At 58.4% G+C, this 12,062-nt stretch carries 10 protein-coding genes; 2 read left to right on the top strand and 8 right to left on the bottom strand.

From position 1 onward, the window contains the following. The first annotated feature begins 284 nt into the window (after positions 1–284). Both gltA and KT71_RS08995 read left to right on the top strand, forming a co-directional pair. Complete coding sequence (gene gltA / locus KT71_RS09000) at positions 285–1,577, top strand: citrate synthase (RefSeq protein WP_008295729.1); 1,293 nt, start codon at positions 285–287, stop codon at positions 1,575–1,577. A gap of 49 nt (positions 1,578–1,626) precedes the next feature. After that, positions 1,627–2,772: a beta-ketoacyl-ACP synthase III gene (locus tag KT71_RS08995; protein ID WP_008295730.1), complete on the top strand. Its 1,146-nt coding sequence runs from the start codon at positions 1,627–1,629 to the stop codon at positions 2,770–2,772. A 29-nt stretch (positions 2,773–2,801) separates the two neighbouring features. Here the strand turns inward: KT71_RS08995 and hisC are convergent, their stop codons facing one another. The 8 genes from hisC to phoB all read right to left on the bottom strand — a co-directional run bounded on the left by hisC (position 2,802) and on the right by phoB (position 11,973). Next, positions 2,802–3,869, bottom strand: a complete 1,068-nt coding sequence (gene hisC / locus KT71_RS08990; protein ID WP_008295731.1) for a histidinol-phosphate transaminase — start codon at positions 3,867–3,869, stop codon at positions 2,802–2,804. Further along, a complete protein-coding gene (phoU, locus tag KT71_RS08985; protein WP_008295732.1) occupies positions 3,866–4,588 on the bottom strand; it encodes a phosphate signaling complex protein PhoU in 723 nt (240 codons plus the stop codon). Before phoU ends, hisC begins: the two co-directional genes overlap by 4 nt. Before the next feature lie 164 nt (positions 4,589–4,752). Then, positions 4,753–5,574, bottom strand: coding sequence for a phosphate ABC transporter ATP-binding protein PstB (gene pstB / locus KT71_RS08980; protein WP_008295733.1), 822 nt, complete (start codon positions 5,572–5,574; stop codon positions 4,753–4,755). Beyond that, on the bottom strand, positions 5,575–7,032 hold the full coding sequence (pstA, locus tag KT71_RS08975; protein ID WP_238549466.1) for a phosphate ABC transporter permease PstA: 1,458 nt from the start codon (positions 7,030–7,032) through the stop codon (positions 5,575–5,577). It lies immediately after the preceding gene. After that, positions 7,013–9,094 (bottom strand): ABC transporter permease subunit, encoded by a 2,082-nt coding sequence (locus tag KT71_RS08970; RefSeq protein ID WP_040362272.1) that lies wholly within the window; start codon positions 9,092–9,094, stop codon positions 7,013–7,015. The genes pstA and KT71_RS08970 overlap by 20 nt, the downstream gene beginning before the upstream one ends. Continuing rightward, the gene (locus KT71_RS08965) at positions 9,087–9,995 is read right to left on the bottom strand and encodes a PstS family phosphate ABC transporter substrate-binding protein (protein WP_008295736.1); all 909 of its coding nucleotides are present in this window, start codon (positions 9,993–9,995) and stop codon (positions 9,087–9,089) included. Before KT71_RS08965 ends, KT71_RS08970 begins: the two co-directional genes overlap by 8 nt. Next, positions 9,992–11,266, bottom strand: coding sequence for a phosphate regulon sensor histidine kinase PhoR (gene phoR, locus KT71_RS08960; protein WP_008295737.1), 1,275 nt, complete (start codon positions 11,264–11,266; stop codon positions 9,992–9,994). Before phoR ends, KT71_RS08965 begins: the two co-directional genes overlap by 4 nt. Beyond that, a complete protein-coding gene (gene phoB, locus KT71_RS08955; protein WP_008295738.1) occupies positions 11,263–11,973 on the bottom strand; it encodes a phosphate regulon transcriptional regulator PhoB in 711 nt (236 codons plus the stop codon). The genes phoR and phoB overlap by 4 nt, the downstream gene beginning before the upstream one ends. Positions 11,974–12,062 lie beyond the last annotated feature (89 nt).

Raw genomic sequence — 12,062 nt, 5'->3', positions numbered from 1 at the left:
CTTTGGAATGGTCCTTGAGCAGCCGAGGACGCCGCGCTTGAGGCCGTGTCCGCTCACTACTCGCTCTGTATCCCCGCGTCAAACGCCCCGAAGCGCGCGCATCTGCAGCGATACCCTTAAAAACCGCGCGAGTATAGAGATTCGAAAGGTCCATTACAATTGACAGCGATCAATGCAATTACGGTTGTTTGCGCCGTGGGTGTGAAAGATGCCCAGGCGTCAATTGACAAACGTTTGGCACTCTCTATAGTTGGCGACCCCACTGAAAACACGCGGGTTTTCCCATGAGTCAAAAGAAAGCAACCCTTACCATCGACGGCATTGAGGGCAGCGTTGATCTGCCTGTTTACTCCGGATCTATCGGACCCGATGTAGTCGACGTCGGCGGCCTTACCGCCAAGGGAATGTTTACCTACGATCCGGGCTTTGTCTCCACGGCATCCTGCGAATCGGAGATCACCTATATCGACGGCGGCAAAGGTGTATTGCTGCACCGCGGCTACCCCATTGACCAGTTGGCCGCTCACTCGGATTACCTGGAAACCTGCTATCTCCTGCTTTACGGCGAACTGCCCGATGCCGAGCAAAAAGAGAAGTTTGTGAGCACTGTGCACAATCACACGATGGTGCATGAACAGATTCGCACCTTCTTTAACGGCTTTCGCCGCGATGCCCATCCCATGGCCATCATGTGTGGCGTGGTCGGTGCTCTGTCGGCGTTTTACCACGACTCTCTGGACATCTCTGACGAGCATCACCGACAGGTAGCCGCGTTCCGCCTCATCGCCAAGATGCCGACCCTCGCCGCGATGAGCTACAAGTTTTCCATCGGCCAGCCGTTTATGTACCCGGACAACAGCCTGGGCTATGCCGAGAATTTTCTGCATATGATGTTCGGCACGCCTTGCGCGCCCAGCAACGTGTCGCCGGTTCTTGCCAAGGCCATGGATCGCGTGTTCCTGCTCCACGCGGATCACGAGCAAAACGCTTCTACCTCTACGGTCCGCCTTGCAGGTTCATCCGGCGCTAATCCCTTCGCCTGTATCGCTGCGGGCATTGCGGCACTCTGGGGCCCCTCTCACGGGGGGGCCAACGAGGCCGTATTGAACATGCTCGAAGAGATCGGCGATGTGTCGCGCATCGATGAGTATGTTGCTCGCGCCAAGGACAAGGAAGATCCCTTCCGTCTCATGGGTTTCGGTCATCGCGTCTACAAAAACTTTGATCCCCGTGCCAAGGTCATGAAAGAGTCCGCCGATGAAGTGCTGGCGGAGCTGGGCATTGAAAATGATCCCCTCCTCGCCATTGCCAAGCGTCTCGAGGAAATCGCCCTGGAAGATGATTACTTCATCGAAAAGAAACTCTACCCCAACGTGGACTTCTATTCGGGAATCATCCTCAAAGCTATCGGGATTCCCACGAGCATGTTCACGGTAATTTTTGCCGTAGGCCGCACCGTTGGCTGGATTGCTCACTGGAACGAAATGATCTCCGGGAGCTATCGCATTGGCCGACCACGCCAGCTCTATACGGGTCACGCGCAGCGCGACTTCGTGAAGATAGACGATCGCAGCTGATCGTCTTCAGACGGCAACACATCCAAACACCGTAGAAGTAGAGGTAGCTATGACCGGAACGTCGGTATCTTCAGGGGCTAAAGAGGTCTACCTGACCGGCACCGGTCTGTATACACCCCCCAACTCCATCAGCAACGAGGAGTTGGTGGAGAGCTTCAATCAGTTTGTGGACCTGCATAACGCCGAGCACGCAGACGCGATTGCCGCCGGGGATATGCCTGCCCTCGCCCACTCCTCGGCAGAGTTCATCGAGAAAGCCTCGGGTATTCGCTCGCGTTTCGTCGTCAATAAGGAGGGTATTCTCGATCCCCACCGCATGACGCCGAATATCAGCGAGCGCCCCAATGACGAGCCCTCGGTCATGTGCGAGATGGCGCTCATCGCAGCGCGGGAGGCGCTGAAAACGGCGGGCCTTGAACCTGAAGATCTGGATGCGGTGATTTGCGCGGCATCCAACATGCAGCGAGCCTATCCGGCGATGGCAGTGGAAATCCAGTCTGCGCTGGGCAGCGGTGGCTTTGCCTTCGATATGAACGTGGCCTGCTCCTCAGCAACCTTTGGCCTTCAGCAGGCCCGGGATGCCATTAGAAGTGGCAGCGCCCGCCATGTGCTGGTGGTCAACCCGGAAATCTGCACGGGCCACCTGAATTTCCGGGACCGGGATTCCCACTTCATATTCGGTGATGTGTGCACGGCGATGATACTCAGTGATCAACCGGGCCCCTCAGAAAGCAACTTCCGGGTGCTGGATAGCCGGCTTCAGACCATGTTTTCGAACAATATCCGCAACAACTTCGGCTTTCTCAACCGTGGTGACGAAACGGGAGTCGGGAAAGCCGACAAGCTGTTTGTTCAGGAAGGACGCAAGGTCTTCAAAGAAGTCTGTCCCGCCGTAGCGGCTCAGATCAACGATCAACTGGCCAGCCTTGACATCGCCTCGGGCGATCTCAAACGCCTGTGGTTACACCAGGCGAACTTGAACATGAACGTCCTCATCGCCAAACGCGTGCTGGGGCGGGATGCTACAACCGACGAGGCACCGGTTATTCTTGATGAATATGCGAACACCAGCTCCGCGGGATCGGTGATTGCCTTTCACAAGCACCACGACGACTTCGACGTTGGCGAGTTGGGCGTCTTATCGTCCTTCGGTGCCGGTTACAGCATTGGCAGCGTTGTTCTGCAGCGTTGCTAGGGCTGCGCCAAAGCTCGCCTCACAAGACCCTACAGATCCGTTAGCACCTGACCCAGCGTCTCTACAAGGCGCTGACATTGCTCCTCGGTGCCGATAGTTATCCTCAGATAATCCTCGATACGCGGTTTGTCCCAGCGCCGTATTATCACACCCTCTTCCCGGAGCGCGTCGAATATGAAGCGGCCCGATACGGCGCTGTGCTTTACAAACACAAAGTTTGCCGCGGAGGGCAAAACCTCAAAACCCAGGGCCACCAGCGCATCGGTCAAAGACTGCCGGTTGGCCATAACAGCATTGCAGGATTGCCGAAACCAATCGCTGTCGCGATACGCTTCCGTCCCTGCACGCTGCGCCGCGACGCCAAGGGGGTAGGAGTTAAAGCTGTCCTTTATTCGCTCAAGGCCCTCTATGAGCGCCGGAGACCCGAAGGCCATGCCGATACGAAGACCGGCAAGGGCCCGGGACTTTGACAGCGTTTGCACCACCAATAAGTTGTCGTACTCCGAAAGTAAGGGAACCGCCGACTCACCCCCGAAGTCGATATAGGCCTCATCCACCACCAGGAGACGATCGGGGGCCGATTCAAGAAACTGACGAATCACCGTCAGCGGTGCGAGTAGCCCCGTGGGTGCATTGGGATTGGGAACGATCACCGCCGCTGCTGCACTGTCGTAATCCTCAGCGTGAATACTGAAGTCCTCCCTCAAGGGGACCTTGCGATAGGGCACGCCATGGAGCTGACACCACACGGGATAAAAGCTGTAACTGATGTCAGGAAAGAGAAGCTCCCGGCTGTGTTTCAGGAGGCCCTGAAAAACGTGGGACAGCACTTCATCGGACCCGTTTCCGGCAAACACGCAGTTCACGGCAATACCGTGAAAATCCGCCGCTGCCTGTCTCAATGCCGTAGCCTCGGGGTCGGGGTAGCGCAGGAGCTCGTCACCGGTGAGCGCCCCCAGCGCCTCCAGCACACGCTCCGAAGGCGGATAGGGACTCTCATTGGTGTTGAGTTTCAGCAGATTGTCGCCCTGGGGTTGTTCCCCCGGGGTGTAGGGTTCCAGCCTCGTAGTGAGGTCACTCCAGAATCGACGGCTCATCGCTTATCGACCTTGAGAAGGCTTTGCAATTCGCCAGGCTTCATATGTCTCACATCCCTGCCCCGCACGAGATAGATTACCTGCTCAGCAATATTCGTCGCGTGGGCACCGACACGTTCCAGCCCCCTCAGGGCCCACATTTCATGAACGACCCCGTCGATGCTGCCAGCGTCGTTCTTCATGAGACGTAGCAAACTGTCCATGGCGGCATCGTGTTCAGCATTCACTGCGTCCGCGTCAAGAACCACCTCAATGGCCCGGGCCACATCCAGACGGGCAAAACTGTCCAGTGCCTGGCGCAGCATGTTTCCTACGTGACCACTGATCAGGCGAAACTCCGGTGTGGTACCCGAAGAAGGCGGCAATTCCGAGAGTTTGGTCGCCTGCCTCGCGATCCGCGTTGCTTCGTCGCCAATACGCTCCAGATCCGTCGTCGACTTTGCTACCGCGAGCACCAGGCGCAGGTCGCTTGCCGCGGGTTGGCGCCGAGCCAGAATCCGCGAGCACTCCTCATCGATCTGAAGCTCCATTTCATTGATCTGCTGGTCGGCGCGCACCACTTCCTGCGCTTCTCCGCTATCGCGAGCCAACAGCGATGACATGGCACGGCCGAGCTGCTGCTCCACGAGCCCTCCCATCTCCAGCAGATGGTTTTTCATGGCATCCAGTTCCGCATTGAACTGTCCGGAAATATGCTGCCTGTGCTGATCGCCTTGCACGCCTGCTCCTTGAGCTTCGCTTCTTTTAAATTAGGGGCCCGCGATACCGGAAAGTTCCGGAACGCCTGGTGTCTCGCGAGAATCTCGCGGAAGTCACCCGGGAATCCCCGGGAAATCCGTAAGAAAAAAACTGAATACAAAAAAAGGTAACGCGAAAAACGCCGTTACCCGTAGCGCCCGGTTATGTAGTCCTCGGTTTGTGATTCACGAGGATTCGTAAAGAGTGTATCTGTTTCTCCGAACTCCACCAATCGTCCAAGGTTCATGAAGGCCGTCATATCCGACACCCGAGCCGCCTGCTGCATATTATGGGTCACAATCACAATGGTATAGCGCGTCTTGAGTTCATAAATCAGCTCTTCAATTCGCAGCGTCGAAATAGGATCAAGGGCGGACGCCGGCTCATCAAGAAGCAGCACTTCCGGCTCGACGGCAATGGCCCGGGCAATCACGAGGCGCTGCTGCTGTCCTCCCGACAGCACCAGGGCGTTCGCCTCGAGGCGATCTTTGACCTCATCCCAGAGCGCCGCTGCGCGTAAGGCCTTTTCAATAAGCTCGTCCAGAACGCGCTTTTTGTTAAGCCCCTGAATCCGCAACCCAAAGGCCACGTTTTCATAGATGCTCTTGGGAAAAGGATTCGGGGATTGAAACACCATCCCCACCCGGCGGCGCAGGGTCGCAACATCCACGCCCTTGGCATACACGTCCTCCCCATCGAGCCAGACGTGACCACTGATAATACTTCCTTCGATGAGGTCGTTCATGCGGTTGAAGCAGCGAAGTAAGCTCGACTTACCACAGCCCGAAGGCCCGATAAAAGCCGTCACGCACTTGCGGGGAATCTCAAGACTGACGTTATGCAGGGCCACGTTCTGGCTGCGCAGGTAATGAAGACTTAAATCCTCTACTCGCAGGCACACATCGTCATCCCGGGAGGGTGCTGGCGCTCTCTTAAGAGCCTTCACATCGATACTGTGACTTTTCATTCAGACGGCTTCTTGGGGTTTAAAGGCGTTGCGTAAGCGGCTGCGCAACAGGACAGCGGCAATATTCAGGAGTAAGGCAATGAGCACCAGGAGCAGGGCCGTTGCAAAAACCAGCCCCTCCACGGTTTCGATGTGGGTGCTCTGAAAACCCAGGTCGTAGACGGAAAAACCCAGGTGCATAAACTGTCGATCCAAATGGAGATAGGGAAACTCCCCGCTCACGGGCAATCCCGGAGCGTACTTCGCCACACCCACCAATAACAGGGGAGCGACCTCCCCCGTCGCCCGGGCTATCGCCAAAATCAATCCCGTGAGTATCGCAGGCGATGCCGCCGGAAGAACAACATTCCACAGGGTCTCGGCACGTGTCGCCCCAAGGGCAAGGCTGCCCTCCCGTAAACTGGTGGGCACTCGCGCCAGGCCTTCCTCCGTAGAGACGATCACTACGGGAAGAGTCAACAAGGCCATGGTAAGCGCTGACCAGAGAAGCCCGGGACTACCCAGGGTGGGAGTGGGAAGCCTGTCTTCGAACAGCAGGGCGTCCAGGGACCCGCCGATGGCGTAGACAAAAAACCCCAGTCCGAACACACCGTACACGACGGAAGGGACGCCCGCGAGATTGTTAACCGCAATACGCACGAGTCGGGTCACAGGCCCGCGATAGGCATACTCCTGGAGATAAATTGCAGCCAGAACGCCCACCGGGGACACAATCAAGGCCATGAGTATGACAAGGATCACGGTGCCCAGAATGGCCGGAAACACGCCGCCCTGACTATTGCCCTGACGGGGTGAATCACCGAGAAAACGCCCCATCGCCGCGAAGAAATGGGCGATCTTATCCCGCGCGGTCATGGCATTTGGCGCATAGACCGTTCTCAAATCCTCAAGGGATACCTCAATGACCCGCCCGGATGCGAGGCGCAGCTGCAGCAGGCCACCCGCCCCGGGGAGGCCTTCGCTCAGGGCCGTTTCCACCCTGGCTATCTGAGCCAGTGGCGACAGACCCGTGAGGGCCTGCGAGTGTTTCTTTGTCTCCAGGGCCTGTAAAAAGCCAAAAACAGGTCCCTGGTTTTTCCGCTCGATCACCACGGCACTCTCGGGCACCTTGCGATCCGTTACGCGCCCCTCGTCTATCCACAACAACGGCGAATCGTAGTAATCCTCGGCACCACGGTGTAGCAGCACGCGATGGAGGGTTTCCTTCGTATCCAGCTCACGATCAAGAATCACGCCCAGTTGGATCTGCGGGTTACCCTCGGCGCTTTGCAGCTGTATCAGGGGCTGGGGCCAGAAGTGTGGAAAGCCCCGGGATGCCAGCAAGGTCAACAAACCCAGCAACACCATCAGGGCAAGGACCACGGCACCGGCACTCAACCAGACCATAGGCTCGGCGCGACGGACACCGCTTTGCAACCTCGACACGGTCACGGACGGTTCAGCGGTTTGCATAGGCATAACGCAGACGCTGTCTAAACAGCTCTGCGACGGTGTTGAGGACAAAGGTCAGACCAAAAAGTACCAACGCAGCGAGAAACAGCAGCCGGAACTGCACACTCTCCGTCCCCGCCTCCGGAAGCTCTACCACGATGCTCGCACTCAGGCTTCGCAGCCCGGTAAATGCCCCCGGTTCCATGAGCGGGGTGTTTCCTGTTGCCAGGAGAACAATCATGGTCTCTCCAAGACCCCGGGCAATACCGATCAGCAGCGCTGACAGAATAGCCGGCGACGCTGCGGGAAGCACCACCCTCGCGAGGGACTGCCATCGCGTAGCCCCCAGGGCCAGACTGCCGTCGGACAAACTCCGGGGTACGGCAAATATAGAGTCCTCGATAATGGAGAACATCACGGGGGTTATCGCGATACCCATGGCCATACCCACCAAGAGCGCGTTTCGCTGTTCGTAGGCAATACCCCACTCGCGCCAAAGCCAGTCGCGCATCGAGGTCTCCAATAGCCAGCCCTCAAGGAACTCACCGTTTGTCATGAGCAGTAAGGTTGCGAGAAGGTAAACAGCAGCCACCAGCGCCACACGTGGCGGACGTCTCTGAAAACGTGGCGACAGCAGCTGTAGCAGCAGGTGGATGAGAGACAGAAGAAGAGGCAAAGCCAGAAGCAGTACGGGCAGTAACAGTATGGGGAGCAGATAATCCACCAGCAGCGGAGCCAGCCACAGACCGGCGACAAAACCCAGGACTACCGTAGGGAAAGCCTCAAGCATCTCTATGCTCGGCTTAACACGGTTGCGAATTCGGGGCGGTAAAAAATAGCCGGTGTATACCGCTGCGCCCAGGGACAGGGGAATAGCCAGGAGCATGCCGTAGATCGCTGCCTTGAAAGTGCCGTAGAGCAAAGGCGAAAGGCTGAGCTTTGACAGGACTCCGATCGCGGCACCGTCGGGATGCCAGTACTGTCCCGGCGCATCGTAGCCACCAAACCATTGAGCAAGCCAGAGACTTCGCCATCCCGTTTCTGGCGACGGGTTTCTAAGCCTTACGCGCACCCGCTCCGTGTCCGTCAGCCGGTAAAGAACGTTGTCATCGACATCCAGGCCAAGGTCTCCCGGACCCTTGAGCGCGGGGACAATCTCCCGGAGCAGTTCCTCCTTGCTACTGGGCACCTGCACCAGAAGCTCGCCCTCTTCGCCGAAGAAGTAGACCACGCGGCGCCGGTCTTCACTCACCAGACCACGCACATTGATGGGCGCTACCCAGGGTTCGCCCAATAAAGGAAAATCCGCGCGCGCCGTATCAAAGCGATACACCCGGTTATCCTCATCGACCAGTAAAAGGGTTTCATGATTGGGCCCCCAGGCGAGATGTTTTGCAACACTTTGAACCCGGGGAAGTTGCCCTTGCACGAGACTCTTCGAAGGGGCGCCGGGAGTCCAGCGAAGATAGGATCGGTCCTTGACGACCACCACCAGACCAGACCCGGCGTCCACCTGAACGACTCCCGAGGAGAACTCTAGCGCCATCAACCTATGGCGCTTTGCCACGCCGGACGATGGGGCGGGCCTGTCGAGCTCTCCCGCGTGGAGCACTCCCTGTTGGTCAAAAAATGCGTAGAGCAGACGCTCGCCCCTGGCGTCAACTGCCAGACTGGCAGGCAGCGCGCCGCTAACACCTATCGTTGCCTGCACCTCAAGAGTCTCGGGCCGATTATTATCGCCACCCAGACCCGCCGGTGGAATCGCAAAAACTTCCAGGGTGTCGGCCCGTAAACGAACCGCGTGTTGCCCGGCGCGGCGCACCTCGCCAGAGGCGCCCCTTGCACCTTCTGGCAAAAGAAAGCGCCGTTCGCCGGCAAAAACCAAGGATGAGCGCTTGGCAGGCAGCGTTTCCGTGGACACAGCCTCGATCCTGGTGACACTCGCAAGGGGCATGGCCACGTACAAGAGATAAGCCAGAATCAGGAGAATCATGATGATCACAGCGCCACCGGCGGCAGCGATAGCCACCGTGGCCATACGATCCCGGGCGCGCCGCCGAGCGGCAATTCTGAATGGGGTCTCAGTCACGGGACAAACCCAGGCGGACACGCAGCTCCCCGCGCTCCGCAAGGGGCAGCGCCCCATAGCCCAGGCGGGCCACTTCACGCTGTCCTTCGGTGCTGAAAACAATTTCCAGAAAAGCCGCGGTCAGCGCGTCCACGGGCGCGTCCGGTGGGCGATTGATGTAAACAAACAGACGTCGGGCGAGCACCGCCTCATCCACCCCGCCGCTGTCGAGAACGCGCAGTCGTTTAACACTCGCATTGAGAAAGCCCGCACTCGCGTAGCCGATGCCATAGGCATCCGTGGCTACGGCACGTACGACGGCTGAAGAACCCACCAGGCGATTCAGCTGCGTCGCAAAATCTCCGGTACACAGCACCTGGCGACGAAAAACACTGTAGGTACCCGATGCGGCGCTTCTACCATAGGCACTGATCACGCGCTGATTCCATGGCGCTCCCAGGCCCAATTCACCCCAGGAGCGAATGGCCTGAGGATATCCGCAGCGCCGCGTCGCGGAAAACACCGCATCCAGTTGCGCTGTGGTGATGCTATCCAGGGGGTTGTCTCTATGCACGAAAACCGCCAAGGCGTCCTGGGCGACAGGCACCGCCGTGGGTGGATATCCATATTTTCGCGTAAATGCGCTGAGCTCCTCGGGAGACATGGGCCGGCTCATGGGACCGATATTCGCCGTGCCCTGAACCAGCGCCGTGGGCGCTGCCCCGGACCCAATGGCACGGACCTGCGCCGACACACCGGAGTGCCGCGCCGTCAACATCTCTGCCCAAATAGAAGTAAGAGACCCCATGGTGTCGGAACCCGTACTGACCACCTTGCCGGAGAGGGGCTCAGCAGCTTGTAGTGGGGCCCCAAAACAGGCGTACAGCGCCAGGGCAAAGGAGAGACGAAAGCGGTATTTCACAACGGAAAGTGTAACGCGAAGCGGCTCCCACGTCCGGGTTCACTCTCAATGATCAGCTCCGCTCGATGGCTTGCCGCAACGTGCTTTACAATGGCCAGACCCAGCCCCGTACCACCGGTGCGCGCATTGCGACTTTCGTCGACGCGGTAAAAACGCTCGGTGATTCTCGCGATGTGCTCCTCCTCGATACCAACGCCGGCATCCACAACATTCAACACCAGCGCGCCATTGCCGTGAACCCAGCTGACACGCACAGGCTTGTCATCTTCGCTGTACTTGAGTGCATTGATGACCAGGTTGGACACAGCACTGCGGAGCTCGCGATAGTTGCCCTTCACCGTGTCCTGGGTCTCCACTTCCAAAACTACGAGACGATCGGGGTGGCTGGAGCGTAGCTCCTCGCGAAGCTCTTCAAGCATGGCAACCATGTTGACGTCTTCCGTCTCACGATCCTCGCTCACGGTTTCGATGCGACTGAGCCACAGCAGGTCCGTCAGGAGGTTCTCCATTCGCTGAACCTGCATATCCATTTGCGCTGCAGCTTTCTGAAAGCGCGGATCCTCGAACAACTCGCTGGAGACCAAGGTGTCCAGATATCCCTTGAACACCGTCAGGGGCGTTCTCAGCTCATGGGACACATTGCCTACGAAGTCCCGACGCATCTGCTCCATCTGCACGACCCGGGTCACGTCGCGGAAAAACAGCAGAAAGTCTCCGCCGGCAAAGGTCGTGATCTCAACCTGCAATATCTGCCGACTATTGCGGTCGTTAGGGATTTGCAGGGGCTGCTGGAAATCGCCATTTAAAAAGTAATCGTGAAACGCCGGCCAGCGGAGGAGGTTCAAGACCGGCTGGCCGCGATCCCGGGGGTACTGAAGCCCCAGAAGACCTTCCGCGGCGTCGTTAGACCACTCGATGGCGCCACTCTGAGTGAGGATCAGCACGCCATCGCGCATGGACGCGAAGGAACTTCTCAGGTAGTCAACGGTGGACTGGAGGCGACCACGGGCCTCACGGTTTTCCCGTTGCAGACCGTAGATGGTGTCATAGACGAGACCCCAGATGCCTCCACTCTCCGGTGGCGGCTGATCAGGGTCCTGAAGCCACCGACGCATGAGCCAGAGTTGCCAGAGCCAGATACCGGAGAGCACGCTGAGCCCGATGCACAGCATCTCGAGGGTGTAGCCCGTAACCCAGCCAAGGACGCCCGAGGCGGCCAGAACCAGCAGCAGCTTCCGTAATTCAGCACGCCAGCTGCCCGCGAGACTCAACCGGCGGGTACTCCCCGGGAAGAGAAGCGATAGCCCGTGCCCCGCACGGTCTGAATCAGACCGCTATAGTCCTTGCCCTCTACCTGCAGGGCCTTGCGCAAGCGGCGGATATGCACGTCCACGGTGCGCTCCTCGACATAAACGTTTGCACCCCACACCTGATCGAGCATCTGATTGCGACTGTAGGCGCGCTCGGGGTGGGACATAAAAAACTGCAGTAGATTGAATTCCGTGGGCCCCATATCCAGGGGTTCATCAGCGAGGTACACCCGCCGGCTTTTGCCATCGAGTACCAGTTCGGAGACCTGCATACGATCAGCGCTCTCACCCACCCCGGAGCGTCGCAGGAGCGCCTTGATGCGGGCGATGAGTTCCCGGGGCGCGAAGGGCTTGGTGATGTAGTCATCCGCGCCGACTTCAAGGCCCTGAATCACATTGTCCTCGGCGGTTTTTGCCGTCAGCATGATCACGGGTATCTCCTGCGTCGTATCGTCGCGCTTGAGCCGCCGCAGCAGTTCAATACCGCTGCCTCCCGGCAGCATCCAGTCCAGGAGCACAATATCCGGCCGTTGATCGACAACAATGGCGTGAGCATCCTGAATGTTATCCGCCTCAAGGCAGCGGTAATCGACGATTTCCAGCGCCATGCGCAACATGTCGCGAATCGCAAACTCATCATCCACCACCAGTACCGTTCGCTCACTCATCCCTGTTCTCCCGCAGGCCTGCTGAAGCGGTGAATCTTGCAACCCGCAGATGACACAAAGATGACAGACACGGTCTTTTTGGACACAAA

The organism is Congregibacter litoralis KT71, from assembly GCF_000153125.2.
Taxonomy (GTDB): domain Bacteria; phylum Pseudomonadota; class Gammaproteobacteria; order Pseudomonadales; family Halieaceae; genus Congregibacter; species Congregibacter litoralis.
Note: the sequence above shows the minus strand (reverse complement) of the source record. Positions and strands in the feature narration are given on the sequence as shown.

Excerpts from the sequence above, each read along its gene's own strand:
- KT71_RS08995 (WP_008295730.1), top strand. The coding sequence starts at position 1,627 with ATGACCGGAACGTCGGTATCTTCAGGGGCTAAAGAGGTCTACCTGACC.
- pstA (WP_238549466.1), bottom strand. The coding sequence starts at position 7,032 with ATGCCTATGCAAACCGCTGAACCGTCCGTGACCGTGTCGAGGTTGCAA.
- pstB (WP_008295733.1), bottom strand. The coding sequence starts at position 5,574 with ATGAAAAGTCACAGTATCGATGTGAAGGCTCTTAAGAGAGCGCCAGCA.
- hisC (WP_008295731.1), bottom strand. The coding sequence starts at position 3,869 with ATGAGCCGTCGATTCTGGAGTGACCTCACTACGAGGCTGGAACCCTAC.
- phoB (WP_008295738.1), bottom strand. The coding sequence starts at position 11,973 with ATGAGTGAGCGAACGGTACTGGTGGTGGATGATGAGTTTGCGATTCGC.
- gltA (WP_008295729.1), top strand. The coding sequence starts at position 285 with ATGAGTCAAAAGAAAGCAACCCTTACCATCGACGGCATTGAGGGCAGC.